The 24613-nt window shown below is 64.0% G+C and carries 22 protein-coding genes and 1 tRNA gene; 6 read left to right on the forward strand and 17 right to left on the reverse strand.

Annotated elements, in window-relative coordinates:
* Positions 1-152: 152 nt before the first annotated feature.
* Positions 153-227 (reverse strand) — tRNA-Arg (locus P8T11_RS12630).
* An 83-nt stretch (positions 228-310) separates the two neighbouring features.
* A complete protein-coding gene (locus P8T11_RS12635; protein ID WP_268081616.1) occupies positions 311-454 on the reverse strand; it encodes a hypothetical protein in 144 nt (47 codons plus the stop codon).
* 304 nt (positions 455-758) lie between these two features.
* Here P8T11_RS12635 and pbpG point away from each other — a divergent pair, with 304 nt between their 5' ends.
* Positions 759-1994 (forward strand): D-alanyl-D-alanine endopeptidase, encoded by a 1236-nt coding sequence (pbpG, locus tag P8T11_RS12640; RefSeq protein ID WP_268081615.1) that lies wholly within the window; start codon positions 759-761, stop codon positions 1992-1994.
* Here the strand turns inward: pbpG and P8T11_RS12645 are convergent.
* Complete coding sequence (locus tag P8T11_RS12645) at positions 1991-2380, reverse strand: ribbon-helix-helix domain-containing protein (RefSeq protein WP_268081614.1); 390 nt, start codon at positions 2378-2380, stop codon at positions 1991-1993. The genes pbpG and P8T11_RS12645 overlap by 4 nt on opposite strands.
* A gap of 248 nt (positions 2381-2628) precedes the next feature.
* Between P8T11_RS12645 and adhP the strand changes: the two genes are divergently transcribed.
* Positions 2629-3654, forward strand: coding sequence for an alcohol dehydrogenase AdhP (gene adhP, locus P8T11_RS12650; RefSeq protein WP_268081613.1), 1026 nt, complete (start codon positions 2629-2631; stop codon positions 3652-3654).
* A 24-nt stretch (positions 3655-3678) separates the two neighbouring features.
* Here adhP and P8T11_RS12655 read toward each other — a convergent pair whose 3' ends face one another.
* The 7 genes from P8T11_RS12655 to P8T11_RS12685 all read right to left on the reverse strand — a co-directional run bounded on the left by P8T11_RS12655 (position 3679) and on the right by P8T11_RS12685 (position 11714).
* Positions 3679-4257 carry a DJ-1/PfpI family protein gene (locus P8T11_RS12655; protein WP_268081612.1) on the reverse strand — a complete coding sequence of 193 codons (579 nt, stop codon included), beginning with the start codon at positions 4255-4257 and terminating at the stop codon, positions 3679-3681.
* 170 nt (positions 4258-4427) lie between these two features.
* Positions 4428-4934, reverse strand: coding sequence for an aromatic-ring-hydroxylating dioxygenase subunit beta (locus P8T11_RS12660; RefSeq protein ID WP_268081611.1), 507 nt, complete (start codon positions 4932-4934; stop codon positions 4428-4430).
* Entirely contained in the window at positions 4931-6259 is a 1329-nt protein-coding gene (locus P8T11_RS12665; protein ID WP_268081610.1) for an aromatic ring-hydroxylating dioxygenase subunit alpha, read from the reverse strand. The genes P8T11_RS12660 and P8T11_RS12665 overlap by 4 nt, the downstream gene beginning before the upstream one ends.
* Before the next feature lie 30 nt (positions 6260-6289).
* Positions 6290-8236: an ABC transporter ATP-binding protein gene (locus tag P8T11_RS12670; RefSeq protein ID WP_268081609.1), complete on the reverse strand. Its 1947-nt coding sequence runs from the start codon at positions 8234-8236 to the stop codon at positions 6290-6292.
* A gap of 3 nt (positions 8237-8239) precedes the next feature.
* The gene (locus P8T11_RS12675; protein ID WP_268081608.1) at positions 8240-9136 is read right to left on the reverse strand and encodes an ABC transporter permease; all 897 of its coding nucleotides are present in this window, start codon (positions 9134-9136) and stop codon (positions 8240-8242) included.
* Positions 9136-10152: an ABC transporter permease gene (locus P8T11_RS12680; RefSeq protein ID WP_268081607.1), complete on the reverse strand. Its 1017-nt coding sequence runs from the start codon at positions 10150-10152 to the stop codon at positions 9136-9138. The genes P8T11_RS12675 and P8T11_RS12680 overlap by 1 nt, the downstream gene beginning before the upstream one ends.
* Positions 10152-11714, reverse strand: a complete 1563-nt coding sequence (locus P8T11_RS12685) for an ABC transporter substrate-binding protein (protein ID WP_268081606.1) — start codon at positions 11712-11714, stop codon at positions 10152-10154. The genes P8T11_RS12680 and P8T11_RS12685 overlap by 1 nt, the downstream gene beginning before the upstream one ends.
* 227 nt (positions 11715-11941) lie before the next feature.
* Between P8T11_RS12685 and P8T11_RS12690 the strand changes: the two genes are divergently transcribed.
* Positions 11942-12439, forward strand: a complete 498-nt coding sequence (locus tag P8T11_RS12690) for a 4-vinyl reductase (protein ID WP_268081605.1) — start codon at positions 11942-11944, stop codon at positions 12437-12439.
* Between the two features lie 15 nt (positions 12440-12454).
* Positions 12455-13165: a GntR family transcriptional regulator gene (locus tag P8T11_RS12695; RefSeq protein ID WP_268081604.1), complete on the forward strand. Its 711-nt coding sequence runs from the start codon at positions 12455-12457 to the stop codon at positions 13163-13165.
* 22 nt (positions 13166-13187) lie between these two features.
* On the opposite strand, the gene ybaK is transcribed toward P8T11_RS12695, so the two are convergent.
* From ybaK to P8T11_RS12710, 3 genes are read right to left on the reverse strand one after another with little or no spacing between them, the layout of a single operon-like run.
* A complete protein-coding gene (ybaK, locus tag P8T11_RS12700) occupies positions 13188-13676 on the reverse strand; it encodes a Cys-tRNA(Pro) deacylase (protein WP_100854909.1) in 489 nt (162 codons plus the stop codon).
* A 38-nt stretch (positions 13677-13714) separates the two neighbouring features.
* A complete protein-coding gene (gene xerD / locus P8T11_RS12705; protein ID WP_268081603.1) occupies positions 13715-14698 on the reverse strand; it encodes a site-specific tyrosine recombinase XerD in 984 nt (327 codons plus the stop codon).
* A 53-nt stretch (positions 14699-14751) separates the two neighbouring features.
* Entirely contained in the window at positions 14752-15666 is a 915-nt protein-coding gene (locus P8T11_RS12710) for a LysR substrate-binding domain-containing protein (RefSeq protein ID WP_268081602.1), read from the reverse strand.
* A gap of 136 nt (positions 15667-15802) precedes the next feature.
* Here P8T11_RS12710 and P8T11_RS12715 point away from each other — a divergent pair, with 136 nt between their 5' ends.
* The gene (locus P8T11_RS12715) at positions 15803-17485 is read left to right on the forward strand and encodes a thiamine pyrophosphate-binding protein (RefSeq protein ID WP_268081601.1); all 1683 of its coding nucleotides are present in this window, start codon (positions 15803-15805) and stop codon (positions 17483-17485) included.
* Between the two features lie 132 nt (positions 17486-17617).
* Entirely contained in the window at positions 17618-18811 is a 1194-nt protein-coding gene (locus P8T11_RS12720) for an acyl-CoA dehydrogenase (RefSeq protein WP_259249383.1), read from the forward strand.
* A gap of 681 nt (positions 18812-19492) precedes the next feature.
* Here P8T11_RS12720 and P8T11_RS12725 read toward each other — a convergent pair.
* From P8T11_RS12725 to boxC, 4 genes are all read right to left on the reverse strand, one after another.
* The gene (locus tag P8T11_RS12725; RefSeq protein ID WP_006221119.1) at positions 19493-19936 is read right to left on the reverse strand and encodes a MaoC family dehydratase; all 444 of its coding nucleotides are present in this window, start codon (positions 19934-19936) and stop codon (positions 19493-19495) included.
* Between the two features lie 81 nt (positions 19937-20017).
* Positions 20018-21274 (reverse strand): benzoyl-CoA 2,3-epoxidase subunit BoxA, encoded by a 1257-nt coding sequence (gene boxA / locus P8T11_RS12730; RefSeq protein WP_268081600.1) that lies wholly within the window; start codon positions 21272-21274, stop codon positions 20018-20020.
* A gap of 54 nt (positions 21275-21328) precedes the next feature.
* Positions 21329-22756 (reverse strand): benzoyl-CoA 2,3-epoxidase subunit BoxB, encoded by a 1428-nt coding sequence (gene boxB / locus P8T11_RS12735; RefSeq protein WP_100854903.1) that lies wholly within the window; start codon positions 22754-22756, stop codon positions 21329-21331.
* An 85-nt stretch (positions 22757-22841) separates the two neighbouring features.
* A complete protein-coding gene (gene boxC / locus P8T11_RS12740) occupies positions 22842-24524 on the reverse strand; it encodes a 2,3-epoxybenzoyl-CoA dihydrolase (RefSeq protein ID WP_268082372.1) in 1683 nt (560 codons plus the stop codon).
* Positions 24525-24613: the final 89 nt, after the last annotated feature.

A 24613-nucleotide genomic window follows, 5' to 3' on the forward strand; every position in this document is an offset into this window, starting at 1 on the left:
AGTCTCCTGCGTCAGGGGTCGGGCCGCGGGCGCAGGTTGTCATTGTGTTGGGTCCCGTCGGCACTGCGCGCATTATGACGCTGCCTTCGCACGGGTAGCACACGCCGACGCTATCGGCGCAGCAAATTCAGACGAATCCTAAATCGACAAGATGGCGTCTCCGACAGGAATCGAACCTGTATCTAGGACTTAGGAGGTCCTTGTTCTATCCGTTGAACTACGGAGACACGTTGCGGGCGGAATTGTATCGCTTTTCACGGGCGGACTTGTGAAGCAAGGGACGTATGAGACGACCCGCAACGCTGGTGGCTCATTCCGATTTCTCCTTGTCCATCTCTTCAATCTCCGCGAAGACAGCGGCAGCGGGCACTCCATCACCTTGTTCAACTGCATGGCGTCCGTCGGCAAGAAGCCGCGGCAGCGCAATGGTTTGCTCTTGTTCTTCGTAGTTCATGACTTCCCTTGCCTGTTGTGAAGACCGACGCCTTCTTGCGACGTTCAGCCAATTGAGGGTTATTCCGGGCTACGCTCACGCGCGATCCGCCGTTAGCTTCTCATCTCGCGCCTGTGACAAATTGCATCCATGACGCATGCGTCACTATTATTTTTTTATGACAAGATGGCGAATCGCCTTGCGCGCCTCTTGATGTACTGTTTAAATTCATCGCGTAAGCCCCTAATTCCTCTGGACTTTTCCTGAACCGACGATACGCCGGCTTGCGAAACATTTCTTCACAGACTGATAAGCCTGCTCAACCATGGCATTTTCCTGGAAACGTGCAATTGCGAACGCGGTAGCGCCCATGGCGCTGGCGATGTGCGCGCTCCTGCCCCCCGCCGCGCAAGCCGCGAAAAATTCCGACCCTTGCAAGACCAACGCCAAATCGGCGGCTTGCAAGGCGCAACAGGCCAAGAAGGCCCCCGCCCCGAAGGCGGCTTCGGGCAAGGGTTCGTCCGGCAAGCAAGCCGCGGCCAAAGCTTCCCCCAGCGCCAAGAAGGCGCCCCCCAAATCTTCGTCCACCGCCAAAAAAGCCCCACCCAAGTCGTCGTCCAGCGCCAAGAAGTCGCCACCCAAGGGGGGCAAGCAAGTGGCCGCCAAGGGCACGCCCCCGAAGAAGGGCGCCGCGGGCAAGAATGGCAAACCCAACAAACCGAGCCGCGCGCAACGCGCTGCCGCCGTCGCGGCGGCAGCGGCCATGCCGCCAGCGGCGTCGTCGGTGCGCGCTGAAGCCGCTGCGCTGCGCTCCAGCACCGCCTATGTGCAAGACCTGGAAACGTCCACCGTTCTGTTTGCCAAGAACGCAGACGTCGTGCGCCCCATCGCGTCCATTTCAAAGCTGATGACGGCCGTCGTGGTGGTGGACGCCAACCTGCCGATGGATGAAATGCTTGAGATCACCGACGATGACATCGACGGCCTCAAGCACACCACGTCGCGCTTGCGCGTGGGCACCAAGCTGTCGCGCGGCGACATGCTCCACTTGGCGCTGATGTCGTCCGAGAACCGCGCGGCCAACGCGCTGGGCCGCCACTACCCGGGCGGCCTGCCGGCTTTCGTGGCCGCCATGAACGCCAAGGCGCAATCGCTGGGCATGACCAGCACGCACTTTATCGAGCCCACCGGTTTGTCCAGCGACAACGTGTCGTCGCCGCATGATCTGGCCCGACTGCTGCGCGCGGCGTCACAACGCCCGTTGATCCATCGCTACTCGACCGACACCGAGTACGACGTTGAAATCAACAAGCGCACGCAAACCTTCCGCAATACGAACCTGCTGGTGCGCAAGCCCGACTGGGACATCAAGGTGTCGAAGACCGGCTACATCAACGAGGCCGGCGAGTGCCTGGTGATGCTGGCCCGCATCAATGGCCGCGACCTGGCCATCGTGCTGCTGGACTCGCAAGGCAAGCTGTCGCGCATTGGCGATGCGGTGCGCATCCGCCGCATTCTGCAAAGCGAAGTGGCGCTGGCATCCATACAGTCTGGAAGCTAGGCGGCAACGCGCCGCTTGGCGCGCAGCGGTTCCGCGTCGTACATCGATGCCGGCAGCCCTTTCAACACCGCTTGCGGGTTCAACGACCGGATCGGCACCGAGGCATCCTGAGGAATCCGCCCATCGGCCTGTAGCACTTGATAGCGCAGGCAGCACACGCGCAGGAAGGAAGTGAAGTTGGCGGCCTCGCCGCGATATTCGATCAGCTCGTCGTACAGCCGTTCGATCAATTGCGTGACGCGCATGCCGTCGCGCCCGGCGATCTCTTCCAGCACCTGCCAGAACAACTGCTCCAGCCGCAAGCTGGTCGCCACGCCATGCAGGCGCAGCGAACGGGTTTCGGGCGCGTAGGACTGCTCGCTCGCGCGGATGAAGATTTCACACATATAAGCTCCCGGACCAGGGACCAGGCGTACCAGCCGGGCACGCCTCGCGAAGGACCACTTTACGACGGTTGCCGTCGCGCTCGCAACACATCAGGCGGCTTACGTCCCAGCCCCCCGATCATGTCAACCAGTGGCCGCCACGCCACCTGTCCCCCACCCGTTCCATGCAGTCCCGGTTGATAAAAATCATGGTGTCGGCAACGCAAGCGGTCGAGCATAGGGGAATTGAACTGACATCGGAGCAGACGATGGACAAGACCATGAAAGCCGCCGTTGCACGCGCATTTGGCGAACCCCTGGTGATTGAAGAAGTGGCCGTGCCGCGCCCCGGGCCGGGCGAATTGCTGGTCAAGATAGAAGCCTGCGGCGTGTGCCATACCGACTTGCACGCCGTCCAGGGCGATTGGCCCGTCAAGCCCAACCCGCCCTTCATTCCCGGCCACGAAGGCGTGGGCCACGTTGTGGCGGTGGGCGCTGGCGTGACCCATGTAAAGGAAGGCGACCGCGTGGGCATCCCCTGGCTGTACTCCGCCTGCGGCCACTGCGAACACTGCCTGGGCGGCTGGGAAACGCTGTGTGAACAGCAGCAGAACGCCGGCTACTCCGTCAACGGCGGTTTCGCCGAATACGCGCTGGCCGCCGCCGACTACGTGGGGCTGTTGCCCAAGAACGTGGGCTTTGTCGATATCGCCCCCGTGCTGTGCGCGGGCGTCACGGTGTACAAGGGCCTGAAGATGACGGACACGCGGCCGGGCAACTGGGTCGTCATCTCCGGCATCGGCGGGCTGGGCCACATGGCGGTGCAATACGCCCGAGCCATGGGCCTGAACGTGGCCGCGGTGGACATCGACGACACCAAGCTGGCCCTGGCCCGCCGCCTGGGCGCCGAGGTCACCGTCAACGCCAGGACCACCGACCCCGCCGCTTACCTGAAGCGCGAAATCGGTGGCGCGCACGGCGCGCTGATCACGGCGGTATCCCCCAAGGCATTTGAGCAGGCGCTGGGCATGGTGCGGCGCGGCGGCACCGTGGCGCTGAACGGTTTGCCGCCGGGCGACTTCCCGCTGTCGATCTTCGACATGGTGTTGAACGGCGTCACCGTGCGCGGCTCTATCGTGGGCTCAAGGCTGGACCTGCAAGAGTCCTTGCAATTTGCCGAAGCCGGCAAGGTGCGCGCCACGGTGTCCACGGATCGGCTGGAAAACATCAACAGCGTATTCGACCGCATGAAGCAGGGCCAGATCGAAGGCCGGGTCGTGCTGGACTTTGCCTGATTCCATCCAGCACGGCCCCACGCATCAGGGCGTGATCTTCGTGCCCAGCACCGTCAGGAATTGCGACAGCCATGCCGGGTGCGCGGGCCAGGCCGGCGCCGTCACCAGGTTGCCATCGGTATAGGCTTGATCGATGCCGATCTCGGCATAGGTGCCGCCCGCCAGCCGCACCTCGGGCGCGCACGCCGGGTACGCCGAACACGTGCGCCCTTTCAGGATGCCGGCGGCCGCCAGCAGTTGCGCACCGTGGCACACCGCCGCGATGGGTTTGCCGGCCTGGTCGAAGTAACGGACGATATCCAGCACTTTTTCGTTCAGCCGCAGGTATTCGGGCGCGCGTCCGCCCGGTATTACCAAGCCGTCGTAGGACGCGGGCTCGACGCGGTCGAAGTCGAAGTTCAACGCAAAGTTGTGACCGCGCTTTTCGCTATAGGTCTGCGCGCCTTCGAAATCGTGGATGGCGGTGGCAATGGTGTCGCCGGCCTTCTTGTACGGGCAGACCGCGTGCACCGTGTGCCCCACGGCCAGCAAGGTCTGGTACGGCACCATGGTTTCGTAGTCTTCGGCGTAATCGCCGACCAGCATCAACAGTCTCTTGCTCATGAATATCTCCTTGGGATGAGGGGCGGCCGGTTCAGCACCCAGCATGGGCTTCCGGTTCTTGATGTTCTGGGAGACATTGTGCGCGCGTCCGGCAGGCGGGGGGTGGTAATGGGATACCACAGAAGGCCGCCGTGGCTGCGAACCCATGGGCACTGATGCCCCGGGGAAACCTACAGCAACAGTTGAATAGCCGGCAGGCTGGCGTCCGCATTCAGCAACACGACCTTTTTCATGCGCAGCTTGAATGCGCCGGGCCGACCCTCAATCGTGTGATAAGCGGTTGCGGCCAGCATGCGTTGCACATCCCCTTGCGTCTCCACATACAGGAAGGGGGTACGCATCTGGTGCAGGGTCGAGCCCGGCTCGGCTTGAGCTATCTGCGGCGCTTGCAGGATGCGCAGGCCGCGTACAGCCGGATGCAGGGAATGGGCGCGGGGGTTGCCGTATCGCTGCATGCGCAGCCGCAGCAGCAGCAGGTCTTCGTAGAGCAAGGACGGCGCCTCGTCCCCCAAGGGCTGGTCCGGCGTCAACGGCATCCAATACAAGCCGTCTTCCGCATACAAGGACAGCCATTCGTCGTAGCGCTGCGTGTCCAGCAGCAGGGCCTCGTGGTAGACGAATGCGGCCAGGGCTGCCTGTAGCGTCATCGTGTCCGGGTCAATCCGATCAGTTGTCACGCCGCGTCTCCCATCAGGTTCAGCCAGCCGCGATGTTGATTGCGGATGACCCACTCGTTATTGCCGCTTTCCATTGAACTGGCGCCGGCCTGCAATTCGCTCTCTTGATAGCCTCGGTGCAGGCTCAGCCATTCATTACCGTCACAGGCCAGGCCACGTTGCTGGCTTTCGAACAGATGCACATCGTCATGTGCAACCACCGACATGGGCGAAAACACCAACCTGGCATACGACGCCGCGCGCTGCCGCAGGCGGGCCGGCGCGTTCTTGGGCGCGAAAGCCCAGGTTTCGATCAGGGTCTCGTTCACCGCCAGCGGACGCAGCACGCGCAGGATCATGGGCGAGGCCTTGGCTGCCAGGCTGGGATAAAGCACCGTGTTCTGCGGGGAAAACGCCAGGATCTGTTGCGCGCCCTCTTTGCCATGGCGCGCTTCCAGTTCGGCTTGATAGTCGGGCAGCGGGGCGTAGCCGGTATGGATGCTGAACTTCGTGCCCAAGATGCTGTGCCCGTGTGGCAGCACGCGTGCGCCCATCTCCGAATAAAAGCTGTAGCCCGCGCCAAAGGGCAACAATTGCTCCATGGCCAACACGGTGTCGCCGCCTTCGGGCAGCGCTTCTGCCACGTGCTTCGCGGCACTGGCGGCCGATTCGTGCGTGGAGATGGGGTGCACGGTGTCGTTGACGTTTTCCAGATAGAGCTTCCAGTTGCAGCCGATGCGGTTGCGCAAGGGTGCACCCAGCACGGACAGTTCGCCGTCCGGCGCGCGCGCCACCATGTTGTCGAGCGTGGCAAGGGCTTCCCCGAAATAGGACTCGAAGTCCGGGCCGTCGTGGCTTATCCGAACGAACACAAAGCCCTTGTAGTTCACGTAGGCCCCCGGCGACGCCAGGCCTTTCCCGGACGGGCAGGCGGACAGGTTCGTGCCCTCGTAGTCGTTCTTCAAGGGAATGGACAGCAGGCTGCCATCCAGCCGGAAGGTCCAGGCGTGATACGGGCAGCGCAACACCTTGCCGCAATTACCCGCGTGCTCGTGCACCAACTGGCTGCCCTTGTGCGCGCACCGGTTCATCAGCACCGTCACCTCGTTCGCACTGGCGCGCAGCATGATCATCGACTGTCCGGCGATGTTGGTGGTGGTGTAGTCGCCCACGGCGGGCGTCTGGCTTTCGTGGCCCACGTACACCCAGGCGCGCGTCCACAACCGGGCTTGCTCGGCGCGGTACACATCGGGATCGATATACAAGTCCCGGTGTACCTGGTCCGGTCCGACCAGATGCCCGAACCCCTGGTGCAAAGATCCGTCCTTGAAAGAACCGTCCGTCATAGCGTCTCCTGTGCGTTTCATGGTTTCGGGTCAGGCAGCGGCGGCTTGCGCCAGGTTCGGCGCGGGCGTATCGCCAATGGATATCGGCGTCCAGGCGCGGCTGGCCGAATCCGGCGGCACGGCGGCGATCAGCGCGCGGGTGTAGGCGTGACGAGGCCGTTCAAAGACCTCGTCGACGGGGCCTTGTTCCACGACCTTGCCTTGATGCAGCACCAGCACACGCGTGCACAAATAGCGGACGACGGCCAGGTCGTGCGACACGAACACCAGGGCAATGCCCAGTTCCTGCTTCAAGCGCAGCAGCAGATTCAGGATCAGCGCCTGCACCGACACGTCCAGGCCCGAGACGATTTCGTCGGCCACGATCAGGCGCGGCGTCACGCATAACGCGCGGGCGATGTTGACGCGCTGCTTCTGTCCGCCGGATAGCTGCGAGGGCAAGCGGTCCACGGCCTCTGGCGGCAGCCCGACCGACGCCAGCAAGCGCAGCGCCGCCTCCAGGCGCGCCGAACGTCCCGTGTCGGCGCCTGCGCCGGCGGGCGCGGCTTCCAATATCTGGGTCACCAGCGAGCCCACCGTGCGCCGCGGATTCAAGGCGGAATCGGGGTTCTGAAACACCAACTGCACATCGTGCGGGTCCGCCAGCGGCACGCGGCCCGTGGCCGGCCGCAACGGCTTTGCAGTAGGCGTGACGGCGGGACTCTCGGACGTGGCATACACAATGCGGCCCGCGCTTGCCGGAACCATTCCGGCAATAAGGCGGGCAAGGCTGGTCTTGCCGCTGCCGCTTTCACCGACGATGCCCAGGAACTCCCCCTGCGCGACGGAGAGCGACAAGGGCTGCAAGATCTGCAGCTGGGGCCGGGCCTTGAACAGACGAGCGCGCCCGGGATAGCTGAGCGCAACGTCGCTAAGCGTCACCACCGGTTCCGCGGTTGAGGGCGGCATCGCGCGCATCGCCAGGAACGCGGCTCCGTCGTCGTCAGCCGGCGCGCGCAAGGGCGGAATGGACGGCAGGCAACGCGCGGCGCGCTCGCCGCCACGGTCTAGCAACGCGATATCGCGCTGACCGCAAACGTCTTGACGCGACGGGCAGCGAGACGCAAACCGGCATCCGCGTAGCGTCGCGAAGTCACGCAAGCCGGGCATGAAATCGGGCAAGGTGCGCAAGGCCTGCGTCGGTGCCGTCATGCCAGGCGCGGATTCCTTCAGGCTGCGCGTGTAGGGATGCAGGGGCTCGTCCAGCACCTGGCGCGCCGAACCGAATTCCACCACTTCGCCCGCGTACAGGACGGCGATGGAATCGCAGACGTGCGCGGCCAAGCGCAGATCATGGGTCACCAACACCACCGACGTTTTATGGCGCCGTTGTTGTTCCGCCAGCACCCGCATGATCTGCGCTTGGGTGATGACGTCCAGCGCCGTGGTGGGTTCGTCGGCAAAGATCAGTGCCGGGTCGCCGCAGAACGCCATGGCGATCAGAATGCGCTGGCACTGTCCGCCCGACATCTGGTGCGGATACCGCGCCAGCATGCCGGCCGCGTCGGCCAAGCCGACCTCGTGCAGGCGCTCACAGGCATAAGACTCGTGCCGCGCCGCCGGTATGCCCACATGGCGCAGATGCTCGAACAGTTGCTGGCGCACCGTCAGCGCGGGGTTGAGGCCCGACAGCGGCTCTTGCGGAATGAAGGCAATCTGCCGCCCCAGCATGGCGCGGCGTTGCGCGGCGGGAAGCTGGTTCAAATCGGTGCCACGAAAATGAATGGCGCCTTGCGTGATGGTGAACCCGGGTGGCAGGTTGCCCGCCACCATGCGGCCAACCATGCTTTTTCCCGCGCCCGATTCGCCCACCAGGCCCAACATGCGGCCTTCGGGAACCTCGAGGTCTATGTTGCGCAAGACGGCGGCGGGCAAGCGCTGGCCGCCCACGTCAACGTTCACGGTCAGCGTCAGGTTCTGCAAGCTCAACAGCGACATGGCCTAGTTCCTTCCACGCTTGCGCGGATCCAGCATCTGGCGCATGCCGTCGCTGAGCAAATTGAATCCGAACACCGTCAACACAATGCCGGTCACCGGCGCGATCAGAGTCCAGATGGCTTCCTGCATGGTGCCGCGGGCGTCGGCGATCATGACGCCCCAGGCGACGACGTCGGCAGGCACCGATAGCCCGACAAAGCTGAGAATGGCTTCGACAATGATGGCGATGCCGATCTGCAGGCTGAACAAGGTAAGGATCAGCGGCACCAGGCCCGGCAGCATCTCGCGCAGCATCACGCGCATATGGCCGAAACCCATCAGCCGCGCCGCCGTCACATAGTCATTGCGGCGGATCTTCAAGGCTTCGGCCCGCACGACCCGGCAAAACCGCGTCCAGTCCACCAACACGATGGCAAGAATCACGTTACCCACGCCGGTGCCCAGGCCCACCATCAGGATCAGCGACAGCACCACCGGCGGAAACGACATCCACAGGTCCACCAGATAGCCGATTGCCTTGTCCACGCGGCCGCCAAAATAAGCGGCCACCAGGGCCAGGGTGCAGCCGACCAGCATCGCGCCCATCGCCGCGCAAAGGCCCACCCACAAGGCCACGCGCGTGCCGAAGATCAGGCGCGACAACACGCAGCGGCCCAGGCTGTCGGTACCCAGCGGGTATTGCGACAACCCATCCGCCGCCCAGGCCGGCGGCAACAAGGGAGACAGCAGGTCCTGCGCCAGCGGATCGTTCGGCGCGATGGCGGGCGCAAACAACGCCACCGCCAACAGCGCCAGCACAATCGCCCCGCCCAACGCTGCCTTGGGCGAAGCGCGCAGGGCCACCCACCAGCCGGACAAGCGGGCCGCAACCGGAGCCGCGTGAAAATTCAGCGTCGTCATCAGAGGTCTCTCAAGCGGGGGTCGATCACGGCGTACAGGCAGTCGACGCTGGCGTTGATCAGCAGAATCACCGCGCAAAAGACCAGCGAAATGCCCTGGATAAGCGGCAGGTCATGGTTGCGCACCGCCTGCACCATCATGTTGCCCATGCCGGGAAAAGAGAAAATCATCTCGATCAGCAGGGTGCCGCCAAACAGAAACCCGAACTGCACGCCGATCAGGGTCAGCGTGGGCAAGAACGCGTTGCGCAGCATGTGCCGCAGAATCACGCGCCGTTCGGGCTGCCCGCGCAGCCGCGCAACGGCCACGTATTGTTCGTGGCTGGCTTCCAGCAGGCTGGCGCGCAGCACTCGCACGATCAAGGGGCTGAACCCCAACGCCAAGGCCAGCGCCGGCAACACCAGGTGCGATGCCGCGTCGCCCCATGCCGCCCAGCGGCCCTGCAGCAGGAAGTCCAGCAGCACGAAGCCGGTTGGGCCCGACATGGCCACGTCCGAACTGAACCTGCCCGAGAACGGCAGGATGGGCCAATGCACGCCAAAGCCCAGCATCAGGAATATTCCCCACAGGAACCCGGGGATGGAGATCAGCAGCACCAGCCCCGTGTCGGCAATCAGTTCGCCGCGCCGGTCATGCAGCACGTACAGCAGCAAGCCACCCGGAACGCTGATGGCAAGCGCCATGATGAGCGCCACGATCGATAGCTCCAGCGTGGCCGGCAAGGTGGTGGCGATCAGTTGCGTGACCGGCACGCCGGAGCTGATGGAACGCCCCAGGTCGCCGTGCAGCACCTGCCCGAGCCAGATGCCGTATTGCACGATCAGGGATCGGTCCAGCCCCATCGTGTGCCGCAAGGCCTCGACTTCGGCGCTGGTTGCGCTGGGCGGCAGCATCATGCCCAAGGGGTCCGCGGGCAACAAGCGCAGCACCACGAAGACCACCACGGACAGCGCCAGCATGGTGGGCACCGCCACCGCCAGCCGCCGCACGAAATGGGACACCAGCGCTGCCCACATCAACGGCTCCAGCGATACGTCGCGGGCAGGATGTAGCCGGTTTGATAGACCTGCATGTCCACGGACTTCTTGGACGCCACCGTGGCCACGGACTGCAACAGCGGCAGGCTCCAGGCGTGTTCGGTGGCCTGGCGCGCCAGGTCGCGGTAGCCCTGGATGCGTTTGTCAGGGTCGGCCTGGGCCGCCAGCGCGTCGATGGTCTTGGCCAGTTCCGGTTCTTTCCAGGTGGAAAAGCGCAGGCGCGGGTCCAGGATCTTGCCGGCGAATATTTCGGGGTCGCCGGTGGCGTTGGCCCAGCTGTACAGCATTACGCCAGGCACCTTCGATGAATGGCTCAGCTCAAGGTACTTTGCCAGCGTGATCTCTTGCAGATCGGCCTGCACGCCGATCTGCGACCACATCTGCACAATGGCGCGCGCCATTTCGTAGTCGCTGGGAAAGGTGTTGTTGGTTGACAGGAACTGGATCTTCAACGGCTTGTCCGGCCCGTATCCCGCGCGAGCCAGCTCGGCCTGCGCCGCGGCCTTGTCGAACGCATAGTTGAACCCGGCCACGTCGCCCGGCGACCCGGGCGTGGCCAACACGGAAAGTGGCTTGGCCACGTTGGCGTAGAACGCCTTGGAGATGGCCTGCTTGTTGATGGCCAGGTGCAGGGCGCGACGCACGTGCTCGTTCTGGAACTCCGGCACGTAGCTGGGAATTTGCAGAATGAAGATCTCGCTGTACGGATAGACCTCGGCCTTCAGGGCGGGGTTCTTGTTCAGGCGATTGACTTCACGCAGTGGAATCTGCACCGCGATGTCGGCCCGACCCGATTCCAGCATCGCCACGCGCGCCGACGAATCCGGCACGAACTCGAACACCACGCGCTTGATGGCGGGTTTCGGCCCCCAGTATTTGTCATACGCCTCCAGCACCACGCGGGAGCCGCGCTCATAGCGCACGACCTTGTACGGACCGGCGCCAATGGGCGCGGCCTTGAACCCGTCTTCGCCCACTTTTTCGAAGTAGGCGTGGGGCAGGATGTACGAGGTCAGAAAACCCAGGTAGTTCGGCGCCGTCGGGGTCGGTGTGGAAAACACCATCGTGGCTTCGGTGGGGCTGGCGACTTGAATGTCTTGCAGCGCACCGAAGAAACCGTTGATGGCCAGGCGCTTGTCCTGCTTGGGACGGTCCAGGAAGCTGAACTTGAAATCGTCGGTGGTCAGCTTGGAGCCATCGTGGAAGGTCACATCGTCGCGCAGCACGATGCCCAGCCGCATGTTCTTGTCGTCCAGCCAGCGCCAGCTTTTGATCAGCGCCGGTTGCAGCTTCAGATTCCCGTCTATGAACAGCGCGGAATCGAAGACCGCCTTGTACAACGACTGCCCCGCCGGGAACGTGACGGCGGTGGGATCCCATGAGGGCACGTCCACCGGATACGCAATCTTCAGCTCTTCGCCTTGCGCGGCCGGCTTGTCCGCCTGAGCCCACGCCGAGGACGCCATCAGCCCGCTACACACCATTGCCAGACAGGCCACCAGGGCTCTGCCAAACCACCTTACCCACCATGCGTCAATCATGAACGGCCTCCGATATCGGAATCGTTGCAAAGGCGCCCGGCACCGCCGCGCGAACAGTATACTGTTGTGAATTTAAGCACTAGTAGTTGAACTTTAAACTAATTATTTACCCTAGTATCAGCAGCTTACTATTCGATTAAACAATATATTGTTAAGGGATAACCCCCGTCCTGAAGGCTGCTGCACCCGTCTTCAAAACCCGCCGGCCCGCCTTTGGAACAGATCAAATGGGACAACTTCAAGAACGCCTGGTATGGGACGCCGATGCAGGCGCCATCCTGGATGCCGACCGCCGCTACGTCATGCTGCGCGCCGACGTACTGATGGGGCTGTTCGCCGCCCTGCCCCCCGCGCAACGTGACGCAGCACTTGGCAGCCTGCAGGCATCGGTGCGCAGCCACGGCGGCGCCTCCGCGCGGGCCTATCAGGCGCAAGGCGCGCCCGACCGCGTGCAGTTCCTGCAGGTGATGGCGCAAGCCGCCGCCGACCTGGGCTGGGGAGTCTGGCGCTTCCAGACCAAGGGCACGGACGCGCTGGCGCTAGAGGTGCACAACAGCCCGTTCGCGATGGCAATCACCGGGTCCGACCGCCCGGTCTGCCATGCGATTACAGGTATGCTGGAGGCCGTCAGCGCATTGGTCGCGGGCAAGGCAAGCACGTTTCGCGAGACCAGGTGCGCCAGCATGGGCGCGCCTTGTTGCGCGTTCCAGGCGCAAAACGATTAAGGCCGGCAGGCAGTGATGAAGGCAAAAACCACAACAAGAGACACGGCGCGCAAGCCGAACCTGCGTGAACAGGTATACGGCATCGTCCGAGAGCGCATACAGATGGGCCTGATCCGTCTGGAAGACCGGTTGGTGGATCACGACATTGCCGAAGAGCTCGAGGTGTCGCGCATGCCCGTGCGTGAAGCGCTGATGCAGCTCAAGAGCGAAGGCCTGCTGGAAGGCACGGCACGCGGCTTCGTGCTGCGCCGGTTCACGCTGGGCGAGATGAACGAGATTTTCGAAATCCGTACGCTGCTTGAACCCGCCGCGGCCGCCGCGGCCTCGGTACACGCCGGCCCCAAGGGTCTGGCCGACATGAAGGCTGCCCTGGAACGCGCCGAAGACGCGCACGCCCGCACCGACATCGACGAATTCATGCGTAGCAACGCGCATTTCCGATGGGCCTGGCTGACGATGGTGCCCAACCGCGAGCTGGCCGAGGTGATCTCGCGCTACATCGATCACGTGCAAGTGGTGCGCCTGGTGACGATGGACGACCAGGAAATCCGCAGCATCGTCCTGCAGGGCATGCGGGGCCTGTACGAAGCGTTTCTATCCGGCGACACCGAACTCGTGCGCATCCGCATGCTGGGCCACGCCCGCGCGGCGGCGGCCTGCTATTACAGCGCCTATCAAAAGATGCTGGAGCAATCTGCCCAAGAGCAGGCCATAAACCGCGCCTAACTGGTGCGCGGCCGTCGCGGCCCTATTCAAGTGCCACGGACACCGGCTTGGCGCCCAACACCGTCACCAGCGCGTTGGGGTCGATGCCGATCAGGTAACCCCGGCGGCCACCGTTGATGTAGACCACCGGGTAAGTCAGCACGTCGGCCTCGACCCACACCGGCATCTTCTTGCGGGTGCCGAAGGGCGACGTGCCGCCCACCTGGTACCCGGAATGCCGCTGCGCCACCTCGGGTTTGCAGGGTTCGACTCTTTTCAGCCCCGCCTGGCGCGCCAGGTTCTTGGTGGAAACTTCACGGTCGCCGTGCATGACGACGATCAGCGGCTTGGCGGATTCGTCTTCCATCACCAGCGTCTTCACGACCGCGTGCGGGTCCAGGCCCAACTGGCGCGCGGCTTCGCCCGCGCCGCCATGGTCTACGTAGTCGTAGGTGTGTTCGGTGTAAGGCACCTTGTGCTGCTTGAGCAGTTGTGTGGCGGGGGTTTCGGAAACGTGGCGGGCTTTGCTCATGGTGTTGCCGGAAAAAAATAGAGCGCGGACTTGGGTGATTATCCGCGCGGATGGTGCGCGGCGTGCAGCGCCTTCAGGCGCTCGCGCGCGACATGAGTGTATATCTGCGTAGTGGAAATGTCGGCGTGGCCCAGCAGCATCTGCACCACGCGCAGGTCAGCGCCATGGTTCAGCAGGTGCGTGGCGAAGGCATGGCGCAAGACGTGCGGCGATAGCGGCGCGTGGATGTCGGCCAGCAAGGCATACTTCTTCACCAACTGCCAGAACGCCTGGCGCGACATGGCCTCGGCGCGGCCGGTGATGAACAGCGCATCGCTCTGGCGGCCGGCGGCCAGTTCGGCGCGCGCTGTTTTCAAGTACAGGTCGATCCAGTGTGCCGCCTCGGCGCCCAGCGGCACCAGGCGGTCTTTGCCGCCCTTGCCCAGCACCACGCGCACCACGCCTTCATTCAGGCTGACGTCCAGCGCGCGTACGCCCACCAATTCGGACACGCGCAAACCGGTGGCGTATAGCGTTTCCAGCATGGCGCGGTCGCGCAGGCCGCGCGGCTGCGTCACGTCGGGCGCGCGCAGCAAGGCGTCCACTTGTTGCTCGGACAAGGTCTTGGGCAGGCGCGGCGGCTGCTTGGCGGCGATCAGGGTCAGGCACGGGTCGCGTTCCGACCGATGTTCGCGCAGCGCCCAGGCAAAGAAGCGGCGCAGCGCGGCCAGGCGGCGGTTGGCGGTGGTGGCGCGGGTTTCTTCGTGGCGGAAGGAGAACCAGGCTTCGATGTCGGACTTTTGCGCGTCGCACAGCGGTTTGGCCGGCCCCACGGGCAGTGCCTGGGCGCTTGCCGCGTCGCCATGGCGGTCGGCCATTTCGCGGGCATAGGCTTCCGGGTCTTCCAGCCAGCGGGCGAAACCGGTCAGGTCGCGGCGGTAGGCGGCCAGCGTGTTGGCCGACAAGCCGTCTTCCAGCCAGACGGCGTCGATGAAGGCGTCGATATCGGCTTGGGAGGCAAGCGGTGGGCGGGATGTCGTCATGCCCTTCGGCGTGTCCTTCGTTGTTTGCCGCGGCGTTCCCTTCGTCATGGCCTTCATCGTTCTCCCACCCCCGCCGCCGCCGACTTCAGCCACGCTTCGAACAGCTTGAGGGCATCCGACCGGTCGCTACGCTGCGGATAGCCAAAGTAATAACCCTGGCTGACCGTCAGGGATTGCGGCACAGGCATGGCCAGCGTGCCCTGGTCCAGCGCGGGTTGGGCCAGAAAGCGCGGCATCAGCCCCACGCCCAAGCCTGCCTGCACCGCCGCCATCACCATGGTGAACAGCTCATAACGGGGGCCGCCCGCGGCCTGCGGGCCATACAGATGGTTATTGGCGGCATACCACTGGCGCCAGGCGTCCGGCCGAGAGGCCAGGTGTAAATGCGTCATGCCGGCCAGCACGCTGACGCCGGCCTCGGCCGTCTTGGCGGCGCGGGCAGCAAGCGCGGGGGCGCAGACGGGCACCAGTTCACGCTCGGGAAACAGCAGCCCGCCCTGGGTGCCGGGCCACAAGCCGTCGCCGTGATAAAGCGCGCCGTCGAACGGCTGGTCTTTGAACTGGAACGGCAAGGTACGCACCGACAGGCTGACGGTGATGTCCGCGTGCGCCCGCTGGAAGTCCGCCAGGCGCGGGATGAGCCAGGTGGTGGCCAGCGTGGGCACCACCGCAATGTGTATGCTGCGGCCCATGCCCGTGCGGCTGACCAGGCCAAAGGTGTCTTTTTCGATCTGGTCCAGATGGTGACGGATCCGGCCGGCGTATTCGGCGCCGTGATCGGTCAGCACAATGCGCCGCCGCACGCGCGTAAACAACTGCACGCCCAGCCGCGCTTCCAGGCTGGCCACCTGCCGGTAGACGGCGCTGTGCGTCAGGGACAGTTCTTCGGCGGCGCGGGAAAAGCTGCCCAGCCGGGCCGATGCCTCGAACGCCTGCAGGGCGGTCAAGTTGGGAATGCCGTTTCTCATGGAGCAAAACTGCCTGAAAGCCAACGGGCACTACGTGCCGGGGAATCAATAGATTGTGCAATTTTATCAATTGCGTTGTGCGGCCAGGGCACATATCCTCGAGAGTCTTATCCTCGGCTACCCACGACACCCCACCATGTCTCAGCAAGATTCCCGCCTTGGCGGTCACATTCTGGTCGACCAACTGGTCGCCCAGGGCGTCAAACACGTTTTCTGCGTTCCCGGCGAGAGCTATCTGGCGGTGCTGGACGGGCTGCACGACGCGGATATCAAAGTTACCGTGTGCCGCCAGGAAGGCGGCGCGGCCATGATGGCCGACGCCCACGGCAAGCTGACTGGCGAGCCCGGCATCTGCATGGTCACCCGTGGCCCGGGCGCGTCCAACGCGCTGGCTGGCGTGCACATCGCCAAGCAGGATTCCACGCCGCTGATTCTGTTTGTGGGCCAGATCGAACGCGGCATGCGCGAGCGCGAAGCCTTTCAGGAAATGGACTACCGCGCCGTGTTCGGCACGCAGGCCAAGTGGGTCACCGAGATTGATCAGGTTGAGCGCATTCCCGAACTGATCTCGCGCGCGTTCCACATCGCCACGTCCGGCCGCCCCGGCCCTGTCGTGATCGCATTGCCCGAAGACATGCTGGTGGAAGCGGCCAAGGTTGCCGACGCCCCGCGTTACGAATTGATTGAATCCGCACCCACGGCCGGCCAGTTGGCCGACCTGGAAAAGCTTCTGGCCGACGCCAAGAACCCCGTCGCCATCCTGGGCGGCACGCGCTGGGATGCCCGCGCGGTGCAGCAGTTTGCTGATTTCGCGCAGCGCCATGCGCTGCCCACGGCGGTGTCGTTCCGCCGCCAGATGCTGTTCCCGGCTGATCACCCCTGCTTCATCGGCGACGTAGGCCTGGGCATCAACCCGGCGCTGCTCAAGCGCGTGGCCGATGCCGACCTGATCCTGCTGGTGGGCGGCCGCATGTCGGAAAACCCCAGCCAGGCCTATACGCTGCTGGACATTCCGGTGCCCAAGCAGAAGCTGGTGCACGTGCATCCCGACACCGCCGAACTCGGACGCGTCTACCGCGCCACGCTGGCTATCAACACGTCGCCCGCCGCGTTCGCCGAATCGCTGGGCAGCCTGAAGGCGCCGGCCAAGCCCGTGTGGGCCGAAGGCACCCAAGCCATGCGCGAGTCGTACCTGAAGTGGAGCGACCCGGAAACCGTCACGACGCCGGGCGCGCTGCAAATGGGCCAGGTGATGGCGTATCTGGAAAAGACGCTGCCGGCCGACGCCATCATGACCAACGGCGCGGGCAACTACGCCACCTGGCTGCATCGCTTCCACCGCTTCACGCGTTTTGGCACGCAGTTGGCGCCGACGTCGGGTTCGATGGGCTATGGTCTGCCCGCGGCAGTGGGCGCCAAGCGCGTCTGGCCTGACAAGACGGTTGTCTGCTTTGCCGGCGACGGCTGCTTCCTGATGCACGGCCAGGAATTCGCCACCGCCGTCCAGTACGACCTGCCCATCGTGGTGGTGCTGGTCGACAACGGCATGTACGGCACCATCCGCATGCACCAGGAAAAGCACTACCCCGGCCGCGTGTCCGCGACCGAACTGAAGAACCCGGACTTTGCCGATTACGCGCGCGCGTTCGGCGGCCACGGCGAACGCGTCGAAACCACCGACCAGTTCGGCCCGGCGTTCGAACGCGCCCTGGCCAGCGGCAAGCCGGCCATCCTGCATTGCTTCATCGACCCCGAAACCATCACCCCGTCGACGACCTTGGAAAAGATCCGCGACGCGGCGCTGAAAGCTCAGCACTGAACCCCCGATCGGGCCGGCAAACATGGCGGTGCGCCCAGGCGCGCCGCCCTCGGAAACCCGAACTTGCCGCCCGAATTATTTTAGGTTTAAACTTTCTAGATTCCGAATACGGATCCATAGCGGAGACCCAGCATGTCCTCGAATCCTTCTTTTCAATGGCAAGATCCCCTGTTGCTGGACCAGCAACTGACCGAAGAAGAACGCATGGTGCGCGATGCCGCCTATGCCTATTCGCAGGACAAGCTTGCCCCCCGCGTGCTGAACGCCTTCCGCAACGAGAAGACCGATCCGGAAATCTTCTCGGAAATGGGTGAACTGGGCCTGTTGGGCGCGACCATCCCCGAAGAATATGGCGGCGCCGGCATGAACTATGTCAGCTACGGCCTGATCGCCCGCGAAGTCGAGCGCATCGACTCCGGCTACCGCTCGATGATGAGCGTGCAGTCGTCGCTGGTGATGGTGCCGATCAACGAATTCGGCAGCGAAGCGCAAAAGCAGAAGTACCTGCCCAAGCTGGCTCGCGGCGAATGGATCGGCTGCTTCGGCCTGACCGAACCCAACCACGGTTCCGACCCCGGCGGCATGGAAACCCGCGCCGTCAAGACGTCCGACGGCTACAAGGTTTCCGGCAACAAGATGTGGATCACGAATTCGCCGATCGCGGACGTGTTCGTGGTGTGGGCCAAGTGCGTCGGCGGTGACTTCGACGGCAAGATCCGCGGCTTCATCCTGGACAAGGGCATGAAGGGCCTGTCGGCCCCGGCCATCCACGGCAAGGTCGGCCTGCGCGCGTCGATCACCGGCGAAATCGTCATGGACGAAGTGGAAGTGTCCGAAGACCAGATGATGCCCGGCGTGTCCGGCCTGAAGGGTCCGTTCACGTGCTTGAATTCCGCCCGCTACGGCATCGCCTGGGGTGCCGTCGGCGCCGCTGAAGCCTGCTGGCACACGGCTCGCCAGTACACGCTGGACCGCAAGCAATTCGGTCGCCCGCTGGCTGCGAACCAGCTGATCCAGAAGAAGCTGGCCGACATGCAAACCGAAATCACGCTGGCCCTGCAAGGCTGCCTGCGTTTGGGCCGCATGAAGGACGAAGGCACCGCCGCCGTCGAAATCACGTCCATCATGAAGCGCAATTCCTGCGGCAAGGCCCTGGACATCGCCCGCCTGGCGCGCGACATGCTGGGCGGCAACGGCATTTCGGACGAATTCGGCGTGGCCCGCCACCTGGTGAACCTGGAAGTGGTCAACACCTACGAAGGCACCCACGACGTGCACGCCCTGATCCTGGGCCGCGCCCAAACGGGCATCCAGGCGTTCTATTGATCGCTTGTCAGGCTTGAATGAAAATCCCGCCTTCGCGATGAAGGCGGGATTTTTTTTTGGGTGGCGCCGGCTGATGGGTTACGCGCGCTATACGCCAGCGTCCTTGCCCCGGCCTTCTCGCGCTACACCCATCCTACAACCGTAGGATGGGTGTAGCGCGAGACGCAGTAGCCAAAATTCACACTCCACCATCGCGCAAACCCATCATCCACCGCAAGCCGTAGGATGGGTGCAGCGCGCGACACATCAGCCAAAATCACAGCCCGCCATCGCGCAAACCCATCATCCACCGCAACCCCGTAGGATGGGTGCGGCGCGCGACACATCAGCCAAAATCACACCCCGTCATCGCGCAAACCCATCATCCCCCGCAAGCACGTAGGATGGGTGCAGCGCGCGACACATCAGCCAAAATCACACCCCGCCATCGCGCAAACCCATCATCCCCCGCAACCCCGTAGGATGGGTGCAGCGCGCGACACATCAGCCAAAATCACACCCCGCCATCGCGCAAACCCATCACCCACCGCAACCCCGTAGGATGGGTGCCGCGCGCGACACATCAGCCAAAATTCACACTCCACCATCGCGCAAACCCATCACCCACCGCCAGCCCGTAGGATGAATGCAGCGCGCGACACAGCAGTCAAAATCCCCGCCATCGCGCAAACCCATCCCTCCTTAATTCTCCCCCGACAAATCAAACAAACTCGTCGCGTCCATTTCCAGCACGCCTTCGTCGTGTTGATTAATCACCGTCCAGGACCACGTGATAATCCCCAGATCCGGGCGTGACGACGACGTTCTCGCGCCTTGCACGCGCGCTTCCAATCGCAAGGTATCCCCCGGGCGCACCGGAGTCCGCCAGCGCACTTCCCCCAACCCAGGCGACCCAAACGACTCCGAATCATGCAACGCCGCATCCACCGCCATGCGCATGGCCAGCGCGCAGGTGTGCCAACCACTGGCGATCAGCCCGCCCCAACGGCCTTCCGCCGCGCGTTGCGGGTCTGTGTGGAACCACTGGGGATCGAACTTGCGGGCGAACTCCAGGATCTCGGCTTCCGTAATGGTGACCGGACCGGCCTTGATCAACATGCCGTCTTTGAACTCAGCGAACTTCATTTGTTTTTTTCCCCTCGGAAAAACAGACGGCGCGCTCAAGGCGCGCCGTGCTTTTCACGTATGTCACGCTTGTGAATGACGCTAATAAGTCTCGAAATGCAGGCGCCCTTCGCGGCGCAGCACATCGTGCAGGATAGACCAATCCTGCCCCGCCTGCATCGTCACATCACGCAAGGCCTCCAGCACGCCGACTTCCATGCCTTTCAGGCCGCACACATAGATGCAGGTGTTGCGGTCAGCCAGCAAATCGCGCACCTGCCCCGCCCGATCTCGGATCAAATCCTGCACATAACGCTTGGGCTGGCCGGGCTCGCGCGACAGCGCCAGATTGATGTCGATGAAGTCGCGCGGCAGCTTCATCAGCGGCCCGAAATACGGCAGTTCGCGCTCGGTGCGCGCGCCAAAAAACAGCATCAGCTTGCCGTTTTCGCCGGTATCGATACGCCGCCGGTAGCGTTCGGTCATCGCGCGCATCGGCGCGGAACCCGTGCCCGTGCAGATCATGATGAGATTCGCGCGCGGGTGGTTCGGCATCAGGAACGTGTGGCCGAAGGGGCCGATGACCTGCACCGTGTCGTTCTTGGCCAGATCGCACAAATAGTTCGAACACACCCCATGCGCCGCCACGCCGCCGTGGTCCTCGGTCACGCGCTTCACCGTCAGCGACAGGTTGTTGTAGCCCGCGCGTTCGCCGTCGCGCGGACTGGCCAGCGAGTACTGCCGCGCATGATGCGGCCGGCCTTGCGCGTCCACGCCGGGCGGCAGGATGCCGATGGACTGACCCTCCAGCACGGGAAACGGCAGCTCGCCGAAGTCCAGCACGATGTGATGGATGTCGCTTTCGGTATCGGCGCCCGTCACGCGATAGTTGCCGACTACGGTAGCCGTCATCGGCGCCTTGTGCGTGTAAAGGTTCACGTAGGGATGCGCCGCCGACCACGGCGGCACGGATGCGCCCGGCAGCGTGAAGGACGCTTGCGCGGAGGGCTGCGCCGCCCCCCCGGAAGCATCATCGGAAGCAGCGCCAAAAAGCCCCACCGCCGCCTCATCCACCACCGGCAGCGCCTTTTCCTTGGGCAACTCTTCCCAGCCGAATTGCTCTTGCACCGAGTACGCTTCGCTGCGCACCATCAGCCGCCAGTTGTCGATTGACCCCGTCGGGCACGGCGGCACACAGGCCATGCAGCCATTGCAGATATCGGGATCCACCACGTAGTTGTTGGAATCGTGCGTGATCGCGTCGACCGGACAGGTCTCTTCGCACGTGTTGCAGCGGATGCAGATCTCGGGGTCGATCAGATGCTGCTTGAGCACCTGTGCGGGTAAGGGAGCGTTCATCGCGGTCTTCCCAATGCGCGGGCAGGGCGGCACGCGCGCGCCGCCCCGTCGCCTTCAGTTGAAACGGACGTAATCGAAATTCACCGGCTGGCGGTTGACGCCCATGACGGGCGGCGCGATCCAATTGGCGAACTTGCCGGGTTCCGTTACCCGCCCCATCAGCGACGCGACAAACGCGCGGTCTTCGGGCGTGGGCAGCCACTTGTGGCTGTTGGCCTGCCATTGCGCTTCGGACACGATCTCGCCTTCGGGCGACATGCGGATGCCGGCCAGCGTGCCGATCTGCCGGTTGAACGCCTTGTGCGGAACCTGCAGGCGGAACGGGATGCCGCTCTTTTCGATGACCTTGTTCCAGCGGCCGATACCCGCAACCGAATCGCGAATGAAATCATCGCGCAGCACTTCGTTCAGCGCATTCAGCATGGGCACTTCCACCTCGTTCAGCTTGCCGTTGTTCACGGTCAGCACGCGATAGGTGTCGTTCTTCAATTGGTGGTCGTCAGTGCGCTTGGACTCTTCGTAACGGCCCTTCAAGCCCGAACCATAGAAGATGGCCGCGTTCGACGACTGGTCCGCGCCGAACAGGTCGATGGTGACGCTGTAGTGGAAGTTCAAATAGCGCTGGATGGTGGGCAGATCAATCACGCCGGCCGCGCGCACGCTTTGCGGGTCATCGGTCTTCAACTGATTCATCACTTCGCAAGTGCGCTGGATCACGCGCGAGATACCGGATTCGCCCACGAACATGTGGTGCGCTTCTTCGGTCAGCATGAACTTGGTGGTGCGCGCCAGCGGGTCGAAGCTGGACTCCGCCAACGCGCACAACTGGAACTTGCCGTCGCGGTCGGTGAAGTAGGTGAACATGTAGAAGGCCAGCCAATCCGGCGTCTTTTCATTGAAGGCGCCCAGGATGCGCGGGTTGTCGGCATCGCCCGACGTGCGTTGCAACAGCGCGTCGGCCTCTTCGCGGCCATCGCGGCCGAAGTAGCGATGCAGCAGATACACCATGGCCCACAGGTGGCGGCCTTCTTCGACGTTGATCTGGAACAGGTTGCGCAGGTCGTACTGCGACGGCGCGGTCAGGCCCAGGTGGCGTTGCTGTTCGATCGAGGCGGGTTCGGTGTCGCCCTGCGTCACGATGATGCGGCGCAGGTTGGCGCGGTGTTCGCCCGGCACGTCCTGCCACACGTCGCGGCCGATGTTCTCGCCGAAGTGGATCTTGCGCTGGCCGTCCTGCGGCGCCAGGAAGATGCCCCAGCGGTAATCCGGCATGCGCACGTGGTCGAAGTTGGCCCAGCCATCGGGTTCCACGCTGACGGCCGTGCGCAGGTACACGTCAAACCCATGCGAGCCGTCAGGCCCCATGTCTTGCCACCATTGCAGGTAGTTGGGCTGCCAATGTTCCAGCGCGCGTTGCAAGGTGCGGTCGCCGGACAGGTTGACGTTATTGGGGATCTTATCGGTGTAGTTGATTCCAGACATTGTCTCGCTCCTTGTTTGTTTTCCGGCTCGGCGTCGAAGACCGGCTTCTATGGCCGGCTTCTATGGCCGACTTCCAAGACCGATCTCAGACCCGCTTCCAGTCGAACGTGGCCTGCTCGCCCTTGCCGTAGAGCTTCAGCGCGCCCTTGTCGCCAGCCGCGTTGGGGCGGTTGAAGATCCAGTTCTGCCAGGCCGTCAGGCGCCCGAAGATGCGTGTTTCCATCGTCTCTTTGCCGCCGAAGCGCAGGTTGGCTTCCAGCCCGGTCAAGGCGTCGGGCGAGAGCGCGCGGCGTTCCTCAAGCATCATCCGCACCTCGTCGTCCCAGTCGATGCTGTCGGGCGCGTAGGTCACCAGGCCCAGGTTCAGCGCATCGATGGCGGACAGGGGCTGGCCGGCGCGGGCGCGCACGGCTTCCAGCGGCTCGGTCTCTTCATAGAAGCGGCGCTGCAAGCGGCTTTGGCCGTTCACCATCGGATAGGCGCCGAAGTTGCGTTCGCCCACGACGATCTGCGCGGGGGAAGTATCAACATCGGCATCAACATCGGCATCAACGTCCGCTTCGCTATCCAGCATGTAGCTGCGGTCGGCGGCCAGCGCCAGTTCCAGCAAGGTGCCCACAAAGCAGGAGCCGGGTTCAATCAGCGCGAACAGGCTGCGCGACGTGACGTCCAGGCGCGCCAGCGTGCGGCGCAGCATGCCGGCCGTTTCACGCACGAACCAATGGCCGGCGTGCCGTTGCAGCGCGGCGTCGGCAGCCAGCACGGCGGCGGCGTCGCCTGCGGTCTTGAAGATCCAGGTGCCGATGTCCAGCTCGTTGGTGCGCATCGTCAAGATGGCGTCGTCCAGTTCGCGCGCCATCTGCAAGGGCCACCAAGCGGCGCCCGCCGCCAGGAGGTCAGCCAGTTCGGATGGCACCTCGCCATCCGGGGCGCGCACGGTCCAGGTTGCCAGGCGCTTGTCGCGGTCAACGTGGATATCCACGTAGCGGTACGACAAATGGTCCGCGCCTTCGGTGCGTTCGATCGGCGTCAGCGCAATGCCGGGCCCGCTCGCCTGGCGATCGCTGCCTTCAGCCAGCGCCATGGCCCGTTCACGCACGGCCTCTTCAAAACGCGCGGGCTTGACCACGTCGTCCACCAACCGCCAGTCCTTGGCGCGCTGGCCGCGCACGCCTTCGACCAGCGTGCAGAAGATGTCGGCATGGTCGTGGCGCACACGGCGCTTGTCGGTCACGCGCGTCAGCCCGCCCGTGCCGGGCAGCACGCCCAAGAGCGGCACTTCGGGCAGCGCCACCGAGGACGAACGGTCGTCCACCAGCAGGATTTCGTCGCAGGCCAAGGCCAGCTCGTAACCGCCCCCGGCGCAAGCGCCGTTCAGCGCGGCGATGAATTTCAGGCCGCTATGGCGGCTGGAATCTTCAATGCCATTACGGGTTTCGTTGGTGAACTTGCAGAAGTTCACCTTCCAGGCGTGCGACGACAAACCCAGCATGAAGATGTTGGCGCCCGAACAGAAGATTCGGTCTTTCATGCTGGTGACGACCACGCTTTTCACTTCGGGGTGTTCGAAGCGAATGCGTTGCAGGGCGTCGTGCAGTTCGATGTCCACGCCCAGGTCGTAGGAATTCAGCTTGAGCTTGTAGCCGGGGCGCAGGCCGCCGTCTTCGGCCACGTCCATGGCCAGGGTGGCGACGGGGCCGTCGAACGACAGGCGCCAATGGCGATATTGGTTGGGCTGGGTGCGGAAATCGACGCGGGCTTCTGTCATCGATTCAGACCGGGTGCCGCCGCGGACTTCCGCCCCATTTGCGGTGCTGCTCATCGTGTGTCTCCTCGTACGCCCTGCCTGGACAGGAA

Source organism: Achromobacter spanius (assembly GCF_029637605.1).
GTDB lineage: Bacteria > Pseudomonadota > Gammaproteobacteria > Burkholderiales > Burkholderiaceae_B > Achromobacter > Achromobacter spanius_E.